8 protein-coding genes are annotated in these 22,943 nt (G+C 43.9%); all 8 read left to right on the top strand.

The annotated features are described in order from the left end of the window. The first annotated feature begins 224 nt into the window (after positions 1 to 224). The gene (locus AC0L4E_RS05605; protein ID WP_473678355.1) at positions 225 to 1,097 is read left to right on the top strand and encodes a transcriptional regulator; all 873 of its coding nucleotides are present in this window, start codon (positions 225 to 227) and stop codon (positions 1,095 to 1,097) included. Next, the gene (locus tag AC0L4E_RS05600) at positions 1,094 to 9,463 is read left to right on the top strand and encodes a phosphopantetheine-binding protein (RefSeq protein ID WP_473678354.1); all 8,370 of its coding nucleotides are present in this window, start codon (positions 1,094 to 1,096) and stop codon (positions 9,461 to 9,463) included. The genes AC0L4E_RS05605 and AC0L4E_RS05600 overlap by 4 nt, the downstream gene beginning before the upstream one ends. Beyond that, entirely contained in the window at positions 9,460 to 11,742 is a 2,283-nt protein-coding gene (locus AC0L4E_RS05595) for a PfaB family protein (protein WP_473678353.1), read from the top strand. The genes AC0L4E_RS05600 and AC0L4E_RS05595 overlap by 4 nt, the downstream gene beginning before the upstream one ends. Next, entirely contained in the window at positions 11,739 to 17,798 is a 6,060-nt protein-coding gene (locus AC0L4E_RS05590; RefSeq protein WP_473678352.1) for a hotdog fold thioesterase, read from the top strand. The genes AC0L4E_RS05595 and AC0L4E_RS05590 overlap by 4 nt, the downstream gene beginning before the upstream one ends. A gap of 10 nt (positions 17,799 to 17,808) precedes the next feature. Continuing rightward, complete coding sequence (gene pfaD / locus AC0L4E_RS05585; protein WP_473678351.1) at positions 17,809 to 19,437, top strand: eicosapentaenoate synthase subunit PfaD; 1,629 nt, start codon at positions 17,809 to 17,811, stop codon at positions 19,435 to 19,437. A gap of 125 nt (positions 19,438 to 19,562) precedes the next feature. Beyond that, the gene (locus AC0L4E_RS05580) at positions 19,563 to 19,820 is read left to right on the top strand and encodes a hypothetical protein (RefSeq protein ID WP_473678350.1); all 258 of its coding nucleotides are present in this window, start codon (positions 19,563 to 19,565) and stop codon (positions 19,818 to 19,820) included. 233 nt (positions 19,821 to 20,053) lie between these two features. Further along, the gene (locus AC0L4E_RS05575; protein WP_473678349.1) at positions 20,054 to 21,631 is read left to right on the top strand and encodes a methyl-accepting chemotaxis protein; all 1,578 of its coding nucleotides are present in this window, start codon (positions 20,054 to 20,056) and stop codon (positions 21,629 to 21,631) included. A gap of 284 nt (positions 21,632 to 21,915) precedes the next feature. After that, a complete protein-coding gene (gene yghU / locus AC0L4E_RS05570) occupies positions 21,916 to 22,779 on the top strand; it encodes a glutathione-dependent disulfide-bond oxidoreductase (protein ID WP_473678348.1) in 864 nt (287 codons plus the stop codon). Positions 22,780 to 22,943 lie beyond the last annotated feature (164 nt).

The following is a 22,943-nucleotide window of genomic DNA, read 5'->3' as shown; positions in this document are numbered from 1 at the left end:
TTATAACAAAATCACCCATTCAGCTTACAAGTGTTAGCTCGTTCTGGTCGAATCAGTGATTATTTAGTTTCGGGTGATTGTATCGACCCGAAACCTCAGGTACTCTGCATGCTCGATTATGCTAAAACGCTAATAATGAAGATGAACAAACGTTAATCTTCAGTATTTTTTAGAGAGTCCCAATAGATTGTACGGAGTGTTCATTCTGCTATGGCCGTCCTTAAATGACAGCAAACCGACAAGCTAAATCAGCCACTAAAACAGTGAGCAAAAAAATATCTTCCGATTGTGATGTTGCAAGCACGCCTGTGCGCCATCGTAATGCAACGACGACCCCAGAAATGCGTCAATTCATTCAAGCTTCCGACTTTAGCGTCAGCCAGTTAGCTAAAATCCTCAATATCTCTGAAGCGACGGTAAGAAAGTGGCGCAAACGTGACTCCATCAGCGATACACCTAATACTCCTCATCACTTAAAAACCACTCTTTCACCAATGGAAGAATACGTTGTGGTGGGGCTGCGCTATCAACTGAAAATGCCTTTAGACAGGCTGCTTAAAGTCACTCAACAGTTTATTAATAAAAACGTCTCTCGTTCAGGTCTTGCCCGCTGCTTAAAACGCTACGGAGTATCGAAACTGGATGAGTTTGAAAGCCCATATGTTCCTGAGCGTTACTTTAACCAATTACCTATTGTTCAGGGTACAGATGTAGCGACTTATACACTCAACCCAGAAACACTATCAAAAACCCTTGAATCACCTGAGTCCACCAACATCAATGTGGTTCAGGTTGTGTCGTTAACAATCCCACCTCATCTCACTGAGGCTAAAAATTACAACATTATGTTAGGTGTCGACTTAAAGTCCGACTGGATTTACCTCGATATCTACCAAGACAGTCACACCCAAGCTACTGAGCGTTATATGGAAAGTGTTCTTAAAAATGGACCATTCCACTTACGCAAACTGCTTGTTAAGAATTACCACAGCTTTTTAGCACGATTTCCTGGTACTCCAATTCAATTGGACACCATAAACCGCATGCAAAATTATCATTCAGCCGTTACAGAGCTGAACATTGGAGACTCAAAATGAGCCAAACCCCTACTAATCCTGAGACGCCCTCTCAAGATAACAGTCAATCGCAAGATACAAGACTGAACAAGCGTCTTAAAGATATGCCAATTGCCATCGTCGGCATGGCGAGTATCTTTGCAAACTCTCGTTACCTGAATAAGTTTTGGGACTTAATCAGCGAAAAGATTGATGCGATTACTGAAGTCCCTGAGTCGCACTGGCGTCCAGAAGATTATTTTGATGCAGATAAAAGCACCCCTGATAAAAGCTACTGTAAGCGTGGTGGATTTATCCCAGAAGTTGACTTCAACCCAATGGAGTTTGGCCTGCCACCAAATATCTTAGAGCTGACAGATACGTCTCAATTACTTTCATTGGTTATTGCCAAAGAAGTGTTAGCTGACGCTGGTGTAACATCAGAATACGACACCGACAAGATCGGTATTACGCTGGGTGTGGGTGGCGGTCAAAAGATCAATGCAAGCTTAACGGCGCGTTTACAATATCCTGTACTTAAAAAAGTATTTAAGAGCAGCGGTTTAAGCGATGCTGACAGCGATATGCTGATCAAAAAATTCCAAGACCAGTACATTCACTGGGAAGAAAACTCATTCCCAGGTTCGCTAGGCAACGTGATTGCAGGTCGTATTGCTAACCGCTTCGATTTGGGCGGTATGAACTGTGTGGTAGATGCAGCATGTGCTGGTTCTCTTGCTGCAATGCGTATGGCACTGACTGAGCTTGTTGAAGGTCGCAGTGAAATGATGATCACAGGTGGTGTGTGTACCGATAACTCACCTTCTATGTACATGAGTTTCTCGAAAACCCCAGCGTTCACCACCAATGAAACCATTCAGCCATTTGATATCGACTCAAAAGGCATGATGATTGGTGAAGGTATCGGCATGGTAGCGCTTAAGCGTCTTGAAGATGCTGAGCGTGATGGCGACCGTATTTATTCTGTGATTAAAGGTGTCGGCGCTTCATCAGACGGTAAATTTAAGAGTATTTACGCTCCACGTCCTGAAGGCCAAGCAAAAGCATTAAAGCGTGCTTATGATGACGCAGGTTTTGCCCCTGAAACAGTTGGCTTAATTGAAGCCCACGGCACAGGTACTGCTGCTGGTGATGTTGCCGAGTTTAACGGCCTTAAATCTGTATTTGGTGAAAACGATCCAACCAAACAACACATTGCTTTAGGTTCAGTGAAGTCTCAAGTGGGTCACACTAAATCAACTGCAGGTACTGCTGGTGTCATTAAAGCAGCACTTGCTCTGCACCATAAAGTGCTGCCACCGACCATTAACGTCTCTAAACCAAACCCTAAGCTTAATGTTGAGGATTCACCGTTTTTCGTTAATACCGAAACACGTCCATGGATGCCTCGTCCAGATGGTACGCCGCGTCGAGCAGGTATTAGTTCATTTGGTTTTGGTGGCACGAACTTCCATTTAGTATTGGAAGAGTACAGCCCTGAGCACAGTCGTGATGAGAAGTACCGTCAACGCCAAGTAGCACAAAGCTTACTAATTAGTGCTGATAACAAAGCTGCTTTAATTGCAGAAGTTAACAAGCTTAACGCTGAAATTAGTAGTCTAAAAGGGACTGACAACAGCAGTATCGAACAAGCGGAGCTCACTCGCATCGCCAAGCATTATGCCGTGCGTACTCTAGATGACTCAGCTGCGCGTTTAGGCCTTGTAGTATCAAGCCTTAATGAATTAACCACACAACTTGGTTTATCGTTAAAGCAGCTAAATAATGATGTTGATGCATGGCAACTGCCATCAGGTACTAGCTACCGCTCTTCAGCATTAATCACAGTGACAACTAAGGGCAAGAAAGCGACAAACGCACCTAAAGTAGCGGCGTTATTTGCAGGTCAGGGCTCTCAGTACATCAACATGGGCATTGAAGTGGCCTGTCATTTCCCTGAAATGCGTCAGCAGTTAATCAAAGCCGATAAAGTATTTGCAAGCTTTGATAAAACGCCATTATCGCAAGTCATGTTCCCTATTCCTGCATTTGAAAAAGCCGATAAAGACAAACAAGCAGCATTACTTACCAGCACTGATAATGCGCAAAGCGCCATTGGTGTGGTGAGCATGAGCCAATACCAATTGTTTACTCAATCTGGCTTCAGCGCTGATATGTTTGCAGGTCACAGCTTTGGTGAGCTGTCAGCATTATGTGCAGCAGGTGTTATTTCAAATGACGATTACTACCAATTATCATTTGCTCGTGGCGATTCAATGGCTTCATCAGCGGTTGATAAAGACGGTAATGAATTAGATAAAGGCACCATGTACGCCATTATCTTGCCAGCTAACGATGCCGATGTAGCAAATAGCGATAATATCGCCAAGCTAGAAACCTGCATCAGTGAGTTTGATGGTGTGAAAGTCGCTAACTATAACTCTGCGACTCAATTAGTGATTGCAGGTCCTACCGACTCTTGTGCAAATGCAGCCAAAGCCATTAGCGCTTTAGGCTTTAAAGCCATTGCATTGCCAGTATCAGGTGCTTTCCACACCCCACTTGTAGGTCATGCGCAAAAACCTTTTGCCAAGGCAATTGATAAAGCTAAATTTATTGCAAGCAAAGTCGATTTGTTCTCAAATGCAACGGGTGAAAAACACCCTAAAGATGCAAAATCAATTAAAGCCGCCTTCAAGCAGCACATGTTGCAGTCAGTTCGTTTTACTGACCAACTGAATAATATGTATGATGCTGGTGCACGTGTGTTTGTTGAATTTGGACCTAAGAACATTCTGCATAAATTGGTAGAAGCGACATTAGGTAATAAAGCTGAGGCAGTATCTGTTATCAGTATTAACCCTAATCCAAAGGGCAATAGTGATGTGCAATTACGCGTTGCAGCCATGCAACTTAACGTTTTAGGTGCTCCGCTCACTGAAGTTGACCCTTATCAAGCCGAAATTGCAGCCCCTGCTGTGCCAAAAGGCATGAACGTTAAACTCAATGCAACCAACCATATTAGTGCGCCAACTCGTGCCAAAATGGAAAAGTCATTAGCAACTGGCCAAGTAACTTCTCAAGTTGTAGAAACGATTGTAGAGAAAGTTATCGAGAAACCAGTTGAAAAAGTAGTAGAGAAAATTGTGGAAAAAGAAGTCATTAAAACTGAATACGTTGAAGTTGCCGCATCTGGCGCAACAACAGTATCCAATGCTGCAGCACCTGCTAGCCAGTCTGCTCAGTCGATAGCGACTCAAGCAATAGCACCTCAAGCGCAAGCTCAAACTGCGCCAGCGGCTGGCAGCTTAGAAGCCTTCTTTAACGCGCAACAACAAGCTGCTGATCTACATCAGCAGTTCTTAGCGATTCCGCAGCAATATGGCGATACTTTTACTCACCTAATGGCTGAGCAAAGTAAGATGGCCGCTGCTGGGCACACTATTCCAGAGAGCTTACAGCGTTCAATGGAGCTGTTCCACCAGCATCAAGCGCAAACATTGCAAAGCCATACTTTATTCCTTGAGCAGCAAGCACAATCTAGCCAAAATGCATTGAGCATGTTGGCAGGCCAAACACCTGTTGTTAACGCTTCAGTTGTTAATACGCCTTTAACTGCCAACCCTGTCGTCACGACTCCAGTGATGGCAGCACCAGTAGTTGAAGCGGTGAAAGTAGCAGCTCCTGTACCTGCTCCTGCAGTTAAAACTCCAGTAGCAAAAGCCACACCTCTAGCTCAACCTGCCGCGATGGCTGCTCCAGCTCCACGTATTGAACCGGTTAAAGCTCCTGCTCCTGCTCCTGTTGCTGCTCCTGCAGGCTTAAGCGCGGAAACAGCCCTGAGCGCAGAAACAGTTCTTAACACTATGCTAGAAGTGGTTGCAGAAAAAACAGGTTACCCAACTGAAATGCTTGAATTAAGCATGGATATGGAAGCTGATCTTGGCATCGATTCAATCAAGCGAGTTGAGATCTTAGGTACTGTACAAGACGAACTGCCAACACTGCCTGAACTAAGTCCTGAAGATTTAGCTGAGTGTCGTACCCTTGGTGAAATTGTTGACTATATGAACTCTAAGCTTCCTACAAGTGCCGCTTCAGGTTCAGCTCCAGTTGCATCACCAGTTCAGTCTTCGGCTCCAGGCCTTAGCGCTGAAACAGTTCTGAATACCATGCTAGAAGTGGTTGCAGAAAAAACCGGTTACCCAACTGAAATGCTTGAATTAAGCATGGATATGGAAGCCGATCTTGGCATCGATTCAATCAAGCGAGTTGAGATCTTAGGTACTGTTCAAGACGAACTGCCGACACTGCCTGAACTAAGTCCTGAAGATTTAGCTGAGTGTCGTACCCTTGGTGAAATTGTTGACTATATGAACTCTAAGCTTCCAGCAGTCAGTGCGACAACAGCCGCAGGGACTCAGACACAAACAGCCGCAGGCGCTACTCAAGCAACTCCAGTTGCTCAAGCATCAAGTTTAAGTGCTGAGACAGCCCTGAGCGCACAAGAAGTGCAAAGCACTATGATGGCTGTGGTTGCTGAAAAGACCGGTTACCCAACTGAAATGCTTGAATTAAGCATGGATATGGAAGCTGATTTAGGCATCGATTCAATTAAACGAGTTGAAATTCTAGGTACCGTTCAAGATGAACTGCCAACACTGCCTGAGCTGAGCCCTGAAGATTTAGCAGAGTGTCGTACCCTTGGCGAAATCGTTAGCTATATGAACTCTAAGCTTCCTACAAGTTCAGCCGCAGGCGCTAATACACAGGCCGTAGCAGGCGCTTCTCAAGTAGCAGCTCAAGCATCAGGTTTAAGCGCACAAGAAGTGCAAAGCACTATGATGACAGTGGTTGCTGAAAAGACCGGTTACCCAACTGAAATGCTTGAATTAAGCATGGATATGGAAGCGGATTTAGGCATCGATTCAATCAAGCGAGTTGAAATTCTAGGTACAGTTCAAGATGAACTGCCAACACTGCCAGAGCTAAGTCCTGAAGATTTAGCAGAGTGTCGTACCCTTGGTGAAATCGTATCTTATATGGGTAGTAAACTACCCGCCGCAGGCGCTATGAACAGCAATTCTGCAAATGTGACTCACACAGCCGTAGCAGCTCCAGTTGCTCAAGCATCAGGTTTAACTGCTGAGCAAGTTCAAAGCACTATGATGACTGTGGTTGCTGAAAAAACCGGTTACCCAACTGAAATGCTTGAATTAAGCATGGATATGGAAGCAGATTTAGGCATCGATTCAATTAAACGAGTTGAGATTTTAGGTACAGTTCAAGATGAACTACCAACACTGCCAGAGCTAAGTCCTGAAGATTTAGCAGAGTGTCGTACCCTTGGTGAAATCGTTAGCTACATGAACAGTAAGCTTCCTGCTACTGCAAATACACAAGCCACAGGCGCTTCTCAAGTAGCAGCTCCAGTTGCTCAAGCATCAGGTTTAAGTGCTGAGCAAGTGCAAAGCACTATGATGACAGTCGTTGCTGAAAAAACCGGTTACCCAACTGAGATGCTTGAATTAAGCATGGATATGGAAGCGGATTTAGGCATCGATTCAATCAAACGTGTTGAAATTTTAGGGACGGTTCAAGACGAGCTTCCAGGCTTACCTGAATTAAACCCTGAAGATTTAGCAGAGTGTCGCACACTAGGCGAAATCGTTAGCTACATGAACAGCAAACTTTCAACAAGTGCAGCTGAAGGCTCTCAGCCAACGCTAAGCTCAACTGACACTTCACCTGCAACAACCACAGCTGAGTTAGCAACAGACTTACCTCCTCATCAGGAAGTTGCTCTAAAAAAGCTACCAGCGGCGGATAAGTTAGTTGACGGTTTTTCAAAAGACGCCTGTATCGTTATCAATGATGACGGCCATAACGCAGGTGTTTTAGCTGAAAAATTAGTAGCAACAGGCCTAACCGTCGCCGTTATTCGTAGCCCTGAGTCAGTGACATCTGCGCAATCACCGCTTAGCAGTGATATCGCTAGTTTCACTTTACCTGCGGTAAATGACGACGCAATTAGCGATGTCATTGCTCAAATTAGTAAGCAACATAAGATTGCAGGTTTTGTGCATTTACAGCCTCAACTAGCAACTGATACAACGAAAGGCACCCTTCCGTTAAGTGATGCTGGTTTTGCCTCAGTTGAACAAGCTTTCTTGATGGCTAAACACCTTCAACAATCATTTGCTGAACTGGCTAAAACTGCACGCGTAAGCTTTATGACTGTTAGCCGCATTGATGGTGGATTCGGTTACTTAAACAGTAACGAGCTTGCAAAGGCTGAGCTAAACCAAGCTGCATTATCTGGCTTAACTAAAACATTAAGTCATGAGTGGCCTACTGTGTTCTGTAGAGCATTGGATATTACCCCAAGCTTTGAAGCAGTCGAGTTAGCACAAGCCGTTATTGCAGAATTATTTGATGTTGATACAGCAACTGCTGAAGTGGGTATTAGCGACCAAGGTCGTCATACTTTATCAGCTACGACAACTGCTCAAACCCGTTACCAAACCACATCATTAAACAATGAAGATACCGTGCTGGTGACTGGCGGAGCGAAAGGCGTCACATTTGAATGTGCCTTAACTCTTGCTAAGCAAACCCAGTCGCACTTTATCCTAGCGGGTCGCAGTGAGCATTTAGCGGGTAATTTACCGACTTGGGCTCAAGGCAAACAGGCCAAAGAATTAAAAGCCGCTGCAATCGGATTTATTCAATCTCAAGGTAACAAGCCAACACCTAAGCAAATTGATGCCTTAGTTTGGCCGATTACCAGCAGTTTAGAAATTGATCGCTCATTAGCCGCGTTCAAAGACGTTGGCGCAAGTGCTGAGTACATCAGCATGGATGTCAGCTCAGATGCAGCCATTAAGCAATCACTTGCAGGTGTTAAGCCGATTACAGGCATCATTCATGGTGCTGGTGTACTCGCCGATAAACACATTCAAGACAAAACATTAGCTGAGTTAGGCCGTGTATATGGCACTAAAGTGTCAGGCTTTGCTGGCATCATCAACGCGATTGATGCAAGCAAATTGAAGCTAGTTGCTGTGTTCTCATCAGCAGCGGGTTTCTATGGCAATACTGGTCAAAGTGATTACTCAATGTCTAATGAGATCCTAAACAAGACAGCACTTCAACTTGCAGCAAACTACCCGCAAGCTAAAGTTATGAGCTTTAACTGGGGTCCTTGGGATGGCGGAATGGTGAGTTCAGCATTGAAGAAAATGTTTGTTGAGCGCGGCGTATACGTTATTCCACTTGATAAAGGCGCAAACTTGTTTGCTCACAGCCTATTGTCAGAATCTGGCGTACAGCTATTAATTGGTTCAAGTATGCAGGGCTCAAGCTCAGCAGCTAAAACAGGCGCAGCTGTAAAAAAGCTTAATGCGGACTCTTCGCTTAATGCCGAGGGTTCGCTGATTCTTTCTTTTACTACTCCTGCTAACCGTGTTGTTAACAACGCGGTTACTGTTGAACGTGTACTAAACCCAGTTGCAATGCCCTTCCTTGAAGATCATTGCATCGCGGGTAATCCAGTACTGCCTACAGTGTGCGCTATACAATGGATGCGTGAAACTGCGCAAAAACTGTGTGGCCTACCTGTGACGGTTCAAGATTATAAATTGCTGAAAGGCATTATTTTCGAGACTAAAGAGCCACAAGTATTAACGCTGACATTAACGCAAACTGAATCAGGCTTAAAAGCACTGATTGCGAGTCGTATGCAAAGTGATGCCGTTGATAGCTTGCTTAGACCTCAGTATCAAGCAAATCTAATTGTTAACGAGAAGGTTGTTAACGAGAAGGCTATTAATGAGAACGTTGCTGAGGAAGCTGCTTCAACCACGCTACCAACAGCAGCAAAAAATGCGCAGCAATTAGCAAGCTCAGGCAAAGTCATTAGCACTGATAGTGAATTGTATAGCAATGGTAGCTTATTCCACGGCCCTCGCCTGCAAGGAATAAAGCAGTTGTTAATTGCCAACGATAAGCAATTGGTTTGTTCAGTTGAGTTACCTCAAATTAACGCTGTAGATTGCGCAAGCTTTACACCGCAAATAGCGTTAGGTGGTAGTCAGGCTTTTGCTGAAGATTTACTTTTACAAGCCATGTTAGTTTGGGCGCGTATCAAACACGATGCAGCAAGCTTACCGTCAACCATTGGTGAATTAACCACTTACGCCCCATTCGCCTCAGGCGATAAAGGTTATTTAGTGTTGAATGTGCTTAAAAGTACTAGCCGCTCGTTAACGGCTGATATTGCACTTTATCACCAAGATGGCCGCTTAAGCTGCACTATGCTAAGCGCAAAAACGACCATCAGCAAAAGCTTGAATGAGGCCTTTTTAGCCCCAGCCAAAGCACTAGCTGATTTGCAGGAGTCTGTGTGAGTAATCAACTGCCTCCTTCAACGTCTGCCATTAAAAGCATGCGAATAGCCTTAAAGCTGGTTGCGAATGAGCAAGTCTCATTCGCAACATCCTCAGGCAATGATTTTAGTGCCAATAGCTTTGCAGCGATTAAGCCTTGCTCATTAGCTGAAGCCATTGGCGCTTCAGCAATTGATCTTGAAATTGATGTATCAAGCCTAGATGCGAGTTTGAGTGAACATGTTGTTAGCGAAAGTGCTGTTAGTAATAGTGCGGTTAGCAAAAGTGCTGTTAAAACAGCACTTAGCTTTAATGACTATTTTGCTCAAGCCATCATCCATATCGAGCAGCAACATACGGTTTTACTCAGTCATCCTGAATTACCATATCGATTATTAATGATGCCAGCGATTGTGGCGGCTAAACATCGTTGCCATCCTCATGCCTATTTAACCGGTTTGGGTGAAGCTGATGATATGCCAAGTGCAATAAATGCCGCTTTAGTTCAAGCCAAGCGTGCACACATTAAACCTACTCATGTCGATGCGACTCAAATAACTTGTTATAAAGATAAGTTTGCTCAGTTGGTTATGCTGATAGGCAGCATTGCAACTCGCAGTGTGCCAAATACAGTTTCAGAAAGTCAGTCAACTGATGTTAAATACTGGTTTACTGAAATGCACCAAAATCGCGTTGCCAGCTTTAATTTTAGTGAAGGTATTAAGCAACACAGTGCAGTCTTTGTTCAAGGCACTGAGCTTGCTCAAGCAAGCTCATTGGTAGATGACAATCGACTATTTTTGCCTGTATCAGCCAATGACCTTGGGTCGATGAAACAGCAGCTGCAAAAATTAAGTACTCAACTGACAGCCCTGCCTGAACAACATGACAAGAGTAACTGCGCAGTTATCTCCTTCATGCTTAGCCAACTAAAGCAATTTGATCAGACTCAGCCTTTATCGGCTGTCGTTATGGCAAATTCAGTTGCTAATGCAATAAGTGAAGCCAATGCCATGCTTAGCGCAATTGATAAAGCTGAGACAACTGCGGCAATTAAAGCCAAAGAACAAGCTAAAAGCGACTTAAGCATTGAACACAAAACCCCGTCAGGAAGCTGCTTTCATCTCACTTCAGATAAAGTACTTAGCAATAATGGCTTATGTTTTGTTTACCCTGGTGTGGGCACCGTTTACCCGCAAATGTTTGCTCAACTGCCGCGCTACTTTCCGGCATTATTTGCCCAACTAGAGCGCGATGGTGATGTCAAAGCCATGCTGCAAGCTGATAGTATTTATGCTGAAAATGCTAAAACCGCTGACATGAGCTTAGGTGAACTGGCTATTGCAGGTGTAGGCGCAAGTTACATCTTAACCAAAGTGCTCACGCAACATTTTGGTATTAAGCCTAACTTTGCCATGGGTTACTCAATGGGCGAAGCGTCGATGTGGGCCAGTCTTGATGTGTGGAAAACCCCGCACAATATGATTGAAGCAACGCAAACCAACAGCATTTTTACCACTGACATTTCTGGTCGATTAGACTGCGTTCGTCAAGCATGGCAGCTAGAACATGGCGAAGACATTGTTTGGAATAGCTTTGTGGTTCGTGCAGCGCCTGCTGATATCGAAAAGGTATTAGCTGATTTCCCCCGAGCTTACCTTGCCATCATCCAAGGTGATACTTGTGTGCTTGCAGGCTGTGAGGAAAGCTGTAAAGCGCTGCTTAAACAAATTGGTAAGCGCGGCATAGCAGCTAATCGAGTAACAGCAATGCACACCAAACCTGCGATGCTCATTCGCGATAACGTACAAGCCTTTTATCAGCAGCCTTTGCATGAGCAAGATGTTATTGCACCTTTCGCAAGCCAAATTAAATTTATCAGCGCTGCTAGCCAATCGCCGATTAATTTAACCAGTGAAGCGATAGCAGCATCCATTGCCGATACCTTTTGTCAGCCGTTAGATTTTACACAATTAGTCAATAATGCACGTCAACTGGGCGCCTCGCTTTTTGTCGAAATCGGCGCTGACAGACAAACGACAACACTGATTGATAAAATCTCTCGCACCTCTGAAATGGCGCAAACATGCCAAGCCATTTCAGTGAATGCAAAAGGTGATGACCAAACTGCGCTACTAAAATGTATTGCTCAACTGATTACTCATAAAACCCCAATTTCGCTCGATTATCTTGCTGAGACCTTGTCGAGTTTACTAACGACAACATTGGCGGCAGAAAAACGAAGTAGTCATCACACAGACAATATGTTGGCCCCTCAATTAGAAGGAGAACAATCTTGAGTTCTCAATCAACTAATCTAAATACAACAGTCCCAAAGATTGCCATTGTAGGTTTAGCAACTCAGTATCCCGATGCGGATACGCCCGCTAAATTCTGGCAAAACTTATTAGACAAAAAAGACTCTCGAAGCACGATTAGCAGCCAAAAACTCAATGCAAACCCAGCTGACTATCAAGGTGTGCAAGGTGAGTCTGACCGTTTTTATTGTGATAAAGGCGGCTACATTCAAAACTTCAGTTTTGATGCAAATGGCTATCGCATTCCTGCCGAGCAATTTAGCGGCCTTGATGACAGTTTTTTATGGGCGACCGATACAGCACGTAAAGCATTGAATGATGCTGGTGTTGATATTACAAACCCACAAAACAATGGCGCATTAAACCGCACCGGTATAGTCATGGGAACCCTCTCGTTTCCAACGGCTAAATCCAATGAACTGTTTGTGCCGCTCTATCACAGCGCAGTAGAAAAAGCGTTGCAAGATAAGCTGCAACAACCAAGCTTCACATTGCAGCCATTTGATAGTGAAGGATATAGTCAGCAAACAACATCAGCTTCTTTGTCTAATGGCGCCATTGCTCACAATGCATCTAAACTAGTAGCCGATGCGCTAGGCCTAGGTGCAGCGCAATTAAGCCTTGATGCTGCTTGTGCAAGCTCTGTTTATTCATTAAAACTTGCCTGTGATTACCTGCATACTGGCAAAGCTGACATGATGCTTGCTGGCGCAGTCTCTGGCGCTGACCCATTCTTTATTAACATGGGTTTTTCCATTTTCCATGCCTACCCTGACCACGGTATTTCTGCGCCATTTGATAGTAATTCAAAAGGTTTGTTTGCTGGTGAAGGTGCTGGAGTTTTAGTGCTAAAACGCCTTGAAGATGCTGAGCGCGATGGCGACCATATTTATGCACTCGTTAGCGGTATCGGTTTATCAAATGACGGTAAAGGCCAATTTGTACTGAGCCCAAACAGTGATGGCCAAGTTAAAGCATTCGAACGTGCTTATGCTGATGCAGCTATGCATGATGAAAACTTTGGCCCAGACAACATAGAAGTGCTTGAGTGTCACGCAACAGGTACGCCATTAGGTGACAAAGTTGAATTAACTTCAATGGAGCGCTTTTTTAGCGACAAACTCAATGGCAGTAACACGCCGTTAATTGGTTCAGCTAAGTCTAACTTAGGCCATTTGCTCACTGCTGCAGGTATGCCAGGGATCATGAAAATGATTTTTGCGATGCGCCAAGGTGTTCTACCGCCAAGTATTAATATCAGCGCACCGATTGCATCACCATCAGAAATGTTTGGCCCTGCAACCTTACCTAATGATGTTCTCCCTTGGCCTGATAAAGCTGGTAATACGGCTCGTCATGCTGGTGTGTCAGTATTTGGTTTTGGCGGTTGTAATGCCCATTTATTGGTGGAGTCATACTTTGCTAAGAGTCCTGATGCTGCGCTCAGCACTCCCAACAATGCAAGTGTAACGCCTGCAACAACCATCAATGCGCAAATGCCGATGCATATTACGGGTATGGCATCACACTTTGGTTCGTTGTCGACCGTTAATGCCTTTGCTGATGCGGTAAATAACAATCAAACCGCATTTACCTCATTACCAGTTAAGCGCTGGAAAGGCTTAGATAAGCACCCAGAGTTATTACAAAAATTTGGACTGAGTCAAGCCGCGCCAACAGGTGCTTATATTGACCAATTTGATTTTGATTTCTTACGCTTCAAAGTGCCACCCAATGAAGATGACCGTTTAATCTCGCAGCAATTGTTATTAATGAAAGTAGCAGATGAAGCCATTCATGATGCCAAGCTTGAGTCAGGTAGCAAAGTGGCAGTTCTGGTTGCAATGGAAACAGAACTTGAACTACATCAGTTCCGCGGCCGGGTAAACTTACATACCCAGATTGCAAACAGCTTAACAGCCCATGGTGTGAGCTTATCTGATAGCGAATATCAAGCTTTAGAAACCATTGCGATGGACAGCGTGTTAGATGCCGCCAAGCTCAATCAATATACCAGCTTCATCGGTAATATTATGGCGTCGCGCATTTCATCATTATGGGATTTTAATGGCCCTGCCTTTACGATTTCAGCTGGTGAGCAATCGGTTAACCGTTGTATTGATGTGGCGCAAAACCTGCTGGCGATGGAGTCTCGTCAAGAGCCTTTAGATGCAGTTATCATTGCTGCTGTAGATTTGTCAGGCAGTATTGAAAATATCGTGCTTAAAACAGCGAGCATTGATAAAACAGGCTCAACTGAAGCACTCAATATTGGTGAAGGCGCTGGCGCAATTGTATTGCAAGCAGCCGCTATTGATAGCGAGCACTGCGACCTAATCCATCAAGGTTTGGGCGCGTTAGATACGCTAGATTCAGCAAGCACCCACAGTTATGGCACCATCGACAGTTTGGCATTTGGTCATACAGACCTGCTTTCAATCATTAGCGATGACGTGTTAACTCCTGTTGGATTGGCTGCAACTGATATTGATTTATTAGAGCTAAACCAAGCACCTGATTTGCTCAATATTGATAATGCGCAAATGCTATCGCAGCTATTTAGCCAATCGACCACCAGCAAAGCGCAATCTTGTATCGGACATACTTTTGCCGCTTCCGGTATTGCCAGCTTATTACATGGCTTATTGAAAACTCGATTGAATGCTTCTGTGCAGAACCCTAACTCGGATAGCAAACTGAGTAATAAGCCCAACCAAAAGGCCATTATCGCTACCTTGAGCGAAAACCAGTGTTCGCAGCTTCTTATCAGCCAAAACGCTGAACAAGCAAGCGCGATGAGCACTCGTATGAACACTGATATACAAGCGCAAACGGCCAAGAAATTGAGCCTAGTTAAGCAAGTCAGTTTAGGTGGTCGTGACATCTACCAGCATATTGTTGATGCGCCACTGGCTAACATTGACAGCATTCGAGCGAAAGTTGCCAAGCTTAACCCTGTTGCACCTACAACTGTGATGAACTTACATGACCGCGGGCAATTTATCGCGCCAGCTCATGCCAATTCAGCGCCTATGTCCGCTAACAATAATTCAATGACTACAGAGACTTCTATGCCGTTTTCTGATCGTTCAACCCAGTTTAACCCTACGCCAAAAGTTGCTACGCCTACTGCCCAAGCAACTCAGGCAACTCTGTCAGCGCAAACGTCTTCAGTGACTCACTCTGCTGCAACAGTTAGCCAAGTGCCACCTGCGCATTTAAGCGCTTTTGAGCAAAACCAATGGTTAGCACATCAAGCGCAATTAGCATTTTTAAAGAGCCGCGAACAAGGCTTAAAAGTCGCTGATGCGCTGTTAAAGCAAGAGATTGCCCAAGCAAATGGACAGCCTTATGTAGCCCAATCATTTTCACCATCAACTACAAAACCTGTTGCACCAGTTCAAGCCACAAACGTTTTAGCACAGCCAGTTGCGTCTGCGCCAATTTTGCGTCCAGATCATGCAAATGTGCCACCTTACACGGCGCCTATCCCTGCGGATAAGCCATGCATTTGGAACTACGCTGATTTAGTAGAATATGCAGAAGGTGATATTGCTAAAGTATTTGGTCCAGATTACGCCGTGATTGATAACTACTCTCGCCGCGTACGCCTTCCAACAACAGATTACTTATTGGTATCTCGTGTCACGAAGTTAGATGCAACGATGAACCAATATAAGCCTTGTAGCATGACCACTGAGTATGACATCCCAGAAGATGCACCTTACTTAGTCGATGGCCAAATCCCATGGGCGGTTGCCGTTGAATCAGGCCAATGTGATTTAATGCTTATTAGTTATTTAGGCATTGATTTTGAAAACAAAGGTGAGCGTGTTTACCGTTTACTTGATTGTACTCTGACCTTCTTAGGTGACTTACCTCGTGGCGGCGACACATTGCGTTACGACATTAAAATCAACAACTTCGCTAAGAATGGTGAGACGTTATTATTCTTCTTCTCTTACGAATGTTTCGTCGGCGATAAGATGGTATTAAAAATGGATGGCGGCTGCGCTGGCTTCTTTACCGACCAAGAGTTAGATGATGGTAAAGGGGTTATTTACACCGAAGATGAAATCAAAACTCGTGAAGCGGCGTTAAATACGCCAAACAAACCACGTTTTGAGCCGCTATTACATTGTGCTCAGACTCAGTTTGACTATGGCCAAATCCATCATTTATTAAATGCAGATATTGGCAGCTGTTTTGCCGGCGAGCACCATAATCATCAACAAGCATCAGGTAAGCAAGACTCATTATGTTTTGCCTCTGAAAAGTTCTTGATGATTGAGCAAGTAGGCAATTTAGATGTCCATGGCGGCGCTTGGGGCTTAGGCTTTATCGAAGGCCATAAACAATTAGCACCTGATCATTGGTACTTCCCTTGCCATTTCCAAGGTGACCAAGTGATGGCAGGGTCATTAATGGCTGAAGGTTGTGGCCAATTATTGCAGTTCTTCATGCTGCACATTGGTATGCACACCTTAGTTGAAAACGGTCGTTTCCAGCCTTTAGAAAATGCTTCACAAAAAGTACGTTGTCGTGGCCAAGTACTGCCACAACACGGTGAACTGACGTACCGCATGGAAGTCACTGAAATTGGTACTCACCCTCGCCCATACGCCAAAGCCAATATTGAAATATTGCTCAATGGTAAAGCGGTCGTAGACTTCCAAAACCTTGGTGTGATGATTAAAGAAGAAGGTGAATGTACTCGTTACATCGCCGGTTCTACTGAAGCAAGCGCGGGCGCAAAAAACAACAGCCACAATACACCTGCATCATTAAATGCACCGTTAATGGCGCAAGTGCCAGACTTAAGCGCACCAACAAACAAAGGCGTTATCCCGCTGCAACATGTTGAAGCGCCGGTGTTACCTGATTATCCAAATCGTACTCCTGATACGCTTCCGTTCACTGCATACCATATGTTTGAGTTTGCAACCGGTGACATCGAAAACTGTTTTGGACCTGACTTTAGTATTTACCGGGGCTTTATTCCGCCGCGCACGCCATGTGGTGACTTACAGCTAACAACCCGTGTTGTTGATATTCAAGGTAAACGTGGCGAGCTTAAAAAACCGTCATCGTGTATCGCTGAATATGAAGTGCCAACCGATGCGTGGTATTTTGCTAAAAACAGTCACGCTTCAGTGATGCCTTACTCGGTATTAATGGAAATATCACTGCAACCAAACGGATTTATTTCGGGTTACATGGGCACAACCCTTGGTTTCCCAGGGCAAGAGCTATTCTTCCGTAACCTTGATGGTAGCGGTGAGTTATTGCGTGATGTAGATTTACGCGGCAAAACCATTGTCAATGATTCTAAGCTATTATCTACCGTTATTGCCGGCAGTAATATCATCCAAAGCTTTAGCTTTGACTTAAGTGTCAATGGCGAACCTTTCTACACAGGTAGCGCAGTATTTGGTTACTTCAAAGGCGATGCGCTTAAAAACCAATTGGGTATTGATAATGGCCGAATCACACAGCCGTGGCACATTGAAAATAACGTCCCTGCTGATATCACTGTGGATTTATTAGATAAGCAATCACGTGTATTCCACGCACCGGCCAATCAACCACATTATCGTTTAGCTGGCGGTCAACTTAACTTTATCGACAAAGCTGAAATTGTTGATAAAGGCGGTAAAAATGGCTTAGGTTACTTGTCTGCATCACGCACAATTGATCCAAGTGATTGGTTCTTCCAATTCCACTTCCATCAAGACCCTGTAATGCCAGGTTCATTAGGCGTTGAAGCAATTATCGAGTTAATGCAAACTTACGCCATCAGTAAAGACTTAGGCAAAGGCTTCACTAATCCTAAATTTGGCCAGATTTTATCTGATATCAAATGGAAGTACCGTGGCCAAATTAACCCACTGAACAAGCAAATGTCGCTAGATGTTCACATCAGTGCAGTCAAAGATGAAAACGGCAAACGCATCATTGTGGGTGACGCAAACCTCAGCAAAGACGGTTTACGTATTTACGAAGTAAAAGACATCGCTATCTGTATCGAAGAGGCATAAAGGAATAATAATGACTATTAGCACTCAAAACGAAAAGCTTTCTCCATGGCCTTGGCAAGTAGCCCCAAGTGATGCCAGCTTTGACAATGCCGCTATCGGTAAAAAATTAAAAGAACTGACTCAGGCGTGTTATTTAATTAACCACCCTGAAAAAGGCTTAGGTATTTCACAAAACGCACAAGTGATGACTGAAAGCATGAACAGCCAACAGGATTTACCTGTCAGCGCATTTGCCCCAGCACTTGGTACTCAAAGCTTAGGCGACAGTAACTTCCGCCGCGTTCACGGTGTTAAATACGCCTACTACGCTGGCGCGATGGCCAATGGTATTTCATCTGAAGAGTTAGTGATTGCATTAGGCCAAGCCGGTATTTTGTGTTCATTTGGCGCAGCAGGATTAATTCCATCACGTGTTGAACAAGCCATTAACCGCATTCAAACGGCGCTACCAAATGGCCCGTACATGTTTAACTTAATCCATAGCCCGAGCGAGCCTGCGCTTGAGCGTGGCAGTGTTGAGTTATTTTTAAAACATAAAGTGCGCACGGTTGAAGCATCAGCATTTTTAGGGTTAACCCCGCAAATTGTCTATTACCGCGCAGCAGGCTTAAGTCGTGATAGCCAAGGTGAAGTGGTTATTGCCAATAAGGTTATCGCTAAAGTTAGCCGCACAGAAGTGGCGAGTAAGTTCATGCAACCAGCTCCAGCTAAAATGCTGCAAAAGCTGGTTGATGAAGGCTTAATCACGCCTGAGCAAATGGAACTGGCACAGCTTGTTCCTATGGCTGATGACGTAACTGCAGAAGCTGATTCTGGCGGCCATACTGATAACCGCCCGTTAGTCACGCTACTACCTACAATCTTGGCGCTTAAAGACAAAATTCAAGCCGAGTACCAATACAAAACACCTATCCGAGTCGGTTGTGGCGGTGGTGTCGGTACACCTGATGCAGCACTCGCGACCTTTAATATGGGCGCAGCATACATTGTTACTGGCTCAATTAACCAAGCGTGTGTTGAAGCAGGCGCCAGTGAACATACTCGTAAGTTGCTTGCCACTACAGAAATGGCTGATGTCACCATGGCACCTGCTGCTGATATGTTTGAAATGGGCGTTAAACTACAAGTCGTTAAGCGCGGTACACTATTCCCAATGCGTGCCAATAAGCTTTATGAGATTTACACTCGTTACGAATCAATTGAAGCGATTCCAGCTGAAGAACGTGAAAAACTAGAGAAACAAGTTTTCCGTTCAAGCCTTGATGATATTTGGGCAGGCACCGTGGCTCACTTTAACGAGCGTGATCCTAAACAAATCGAGCGCGCTGAAGGTAACCCTAAGCGTAAAATGGCACTCATCTTCCGTTGGTACTTGGGTTTATCGAGCCGTTGGTCAAACTCTGGTGAAGTTGGCCGCGAAATGGATTACCAAATTTGGGCAGGTCCTGCACTTGGCGCGTTCAATGAATGGGCAAAAGGCAGCTATTTAGATGATTATACCCAGCGAAATGCGGTAGACTTGGCAAAACACTTGATGCATGGCGCAGCTTATCAAGCCCGCGTTAACTTATTAACAGCTCAAGGTGTGGCACTGCCTGTTGAATTACAACGCTGGAGCCCGCTAGATCAGGTTAAGTAACTGAGCGATAAGTTATAGCATAAGCTCTGATACTCGCCGTATTGCGATCAAGTTAACCATTACTATTGTGCCACTCACTCAACATGAGTGGCTGATTGATATTTAGTTTGCAGTTAGGTAACAGTATGAGCGACACTCAAAAGTTAGATTTTTCAGCAGTTAATGGCACAACATTAGCTTCGTTCAATCAACATAAAAACTTGATTAAACGTATGCTAAAAGGCAACAGCGCTGAATGCAGTGAATGTAAAAAACCACTCACATTGCAATTACCGCCTAACGTTAAAAACGCTAAACCCAATGCTAAAGCCCCTGGTATTTATTGCGCAAAAGGCTGCACTGATATCGAACTCGATATGGAAGCGGTAGCGTTAATGAAGTAGTCATTTATAAGCATACGGCTCTTAGGGTCTAAAACTTAACAAGCACAAAAACGAAAGCATCTCAGGGTGCTTTTTATTTGCCCTTTCAAATTAGCCTTGTCAGCCAAACAAGCTCCACCACATCTCATTTTTGCTAACAAAAATAATGTGTTAACAATTTTTTGACCTATATCAATAATAAAAATAACCAGCTAAGGCACACTGCCCCATTATTTATTTTTTGGTTATATTGAATGAGTGATATCAAGGCAAACAATAATATAGAGCAGCCTCTTACTGATGACTGTATTTTACTTTCTACAACGGATTTGAATGGGAATATAAAATACGCGAATAAAGCTTTTGCTGATATTTCTGAATTCAGTGCAGATGAGCTGCATGGACAACCTCATAATATTGTTCGTCATCCTGATATGCCCAAAGCCGCATTTAAAGCACTTTGGGAACGAGTCAAAGAGGGAAAGCCTTGGTGTGGCATCGTTAAAAATAAAACCAAAACCGGTAAGTACTATTGGGTTAACGCCTATATATCGCCAGTATTTGAGAATGGCCGCTTACATGAGCTGCAATCTGTAAGGCGCAAACCTAGTCGTGAGCATATCGCCTCAGCAGAAAACATTTATCAGCAACTCAATGAAGGCAAAGAGCCTGCTGCAATTACTCCACCTCTATTCAGTTTTACTGGAGCATTATGTTTATGGGCAGTGCTTATCTCGCTAATCGGGGTTATCTCTTCACTAATAATGCCGACACTCGTCGCCGCATTTTTCATCCCTTTATTGGCGGGTTTTGGAATTTACTTCCTAACACGTCCATTAAAAGAACTTGAAAACAAAGCGACCAATATCATTGATGATCCTATTGCCTGTGGCATTTTTTCATCAACTCAAAATGAAATTGGCAAAATTGATCTGGCTTTAAGTTACCTTGTCACAGAGATGGGAGGTGTAGTCGGCCGTATGGCAGATTCAGCTTCTTCAATCAGTGAAGAAAGCCAACAACTGAACGAAACTATTATTAACACACGTGAACGAGTGCAAGAGCAAACCCAACAAACAAGCCAAGCAGCAACGGCGATGGAAGAAATGACCACTAGCTTTGCTGAAGTAAATCAAAACACTCACAGCACGGCTCAAGAAATTACCACCAGCCAAGAAGCCGCAAACCTTGGGCATAACAGCATGGTCAAAGTGGTCGATTCAATTGGCGAACTTAGAAAAGATGTCGTGCAGTTTTCAACCGTCGTTAACACGATTGAGCGAGACAGTAAGTCCATTGTAGGCGTGTTAGGAGAAATCAAAGGCATAGCCGAGCAAACCAACTTACTTGCCTTAAATGCCGCTATTGAAGCCGCAAGAGCCGGTGAAAGTGGTAGAGGTTTTGCTGTAGTTGCAGACGAAGTCAGACAGCTTTCAAAAAGAACTAGTGAATCTACCGCTGAAATTGAAAATATTGTGTCAAACTTCCAGCAAACCACTAAAAAAGCCACAGAAGCCATGGAAGCAGGTCAACGACAAGCAGATACCTCTGTCACACTTGCTGAAGAAGCTGATGGCGCTTTCGATAAACTACTCGTATCTATCAATCGTATTCAAGAAATGGCCGAGTTAAATGCAACAGCAATGAATCAACAAACCACTGTAGCAGAAGAAATTAGTCGTTCAATTTTACAAATTGATGAGCTTTCAAATCAAAGCCTAACGCAAACAGAAGATACGCAAGTGAAGTGTGAACAGATGAATAGACTGTCTAATAAAACTAGTCACCTATCGAAGCAGTTTTGGAAGCAAACGATAGAAAGGGCTAGATAAATATTTAAAAAGTCACTTTTGATAAGGCTGTAGTCTGACTATCGCTTTATCAAAGCCTTTACTTCAACAAAACTCCACTGTTTAACAATTAAGCCTTTCTTTTTTACTGCTACAACTTATTCCAAAACGACACTAATCATAACCAAAAATGCTAGTCTTATTCATTCTGTAAGGTTTTATATTAAATTTTCGCCCTCATATCCTAGAGACACTAACTGATAAAGCTTAGATAAAGCTTAACTGTATAGAGATCATTTGGCAGCTTTCAATAAAGAGGTTTTACAATGACAAAAGAATTCACTCCACCTAAAGTTTGGAAAATGGAAGATGAAAATGGCGGTAAATGGGCAAGTATCAATCGTCCAGACTCAGGTGCCCGCTTCGAAAGGTCGCTCCCAAAAGGTAACCATGCTTTGCAGCTTTACTCAATGGGCACACCTAACGGTCAAAAAGTCACTATCATGTTGGAAGAGTTACTAGCTGCTGGCGTTTCTGAAGCCGAGTATGATGCGCATATCATCAACATTGGCGACAGCGATCAGTTTTCTTCTGGCTTTGTCGCGGTAAACCCAAACTCCAAAATTCCTGCCTTGTTAGATTACACAACAGATGCTCCAATTAATGTTTTTGAGTCAGGTGCGATTTTAGTTTATCTCGCTGAAAAATTTGGCCACTTTTTACCTACAGAATTGGCAAGTCGTACCCAAGTAATGAATTGGTTATTTTGGCTACAAGGCTCTGCACCTTATTTAGGTGGCGGTTTTGGTCATTTCTACGCCTATGCACCTGAAAAATTCGAATATCCAATTAATCGCTTTTCTATGGAGGCTAAACGTCAACTGGATGTGCTAGACAAACAACTTGCTAATAACCAGTATCTTGCAGGTGATGAGTACAGTATCGCAGATATAGCAACTTGGCCTTGGTATGGTAATTTGGTCCTAGGAAATTTATACGATGCTGCCGAATTTTTAGATGTTGAAAGTTATCCTAATTTACTTCGTTGGGCGAAAAAAATAGAGCTACGCTCTGCAGTTGAGCGAGGTAGAATAGTCAACCGCTCATGGGGAGAAGAATGGGAGCAAGTGGCTGAACGCCACAGCGCCGAAGATATTGATAAGGCTCTAAACTTAAAACCCAAAGCATAATCTCAAACATTAAAGAGGTAACAAGAACATTCACTTAGTTACCTCTTTATTCTTCAAGCTTCTTTCCATAGCACAAACACTCAGGCTGGATATCTGGCGGTAACGTAATGATGAAATCACAATGTGGGCATAAATCCCCTTGATTAAGGGAGAAGTTACAACTG

The organism is Shewanella sp. GJ50-10, from assembly GCF_055808815.1.
Note: the sequence above shows the minus strand (reverse complement) of the source record. Positions and strands in the feature narration are given on the sequence as shown.

Bases quoted from the DNA above. Each gene is read 5' to 3' on its own strand.
- AC0L4E_RS05600 (WP_473678354.1), top strand. From the start codon at position 1,094: ATGAGCCAAACCCCTACTAATCCTGAGACGCCCTCTCAAGATAACAGT.
- AC0L4E_RS05580 (WP_473678350.1), top strand. From the start codon at position 19,563: ATGAGCGACACTCAAAAGTTAGATTTTTCAGCAGTTAATGGCACAACA.
- pfaD (WP_473678351.1), top strand. From the start codon at position 17,809: ATGACTATTAGCACTCAAAACGAAAAGCTTTCTCCATGGCCTTGGCAA.
- AC0L4E_RS05575 (WP_473678349.1), top strand. From the start codon at position 20,054: ATGAGTGATATCAAGGCAAACAATAATATAGAGCAGCCTCTTACTGAT.
- AC0L4E_RS05605 (WP_473678355.1), top strand. From the start codon at position 225: ATGACAGCAAACCGACAAGCTAAATCAGCCACTAAAACAGTGAGCAAA.
- yghU (WP_473678348.1), top strand. From the start codon at position 21,916: ATGACAAAAGAATTCACTCCACCTAAAGTTTGGAAAATGGAAGATGAA.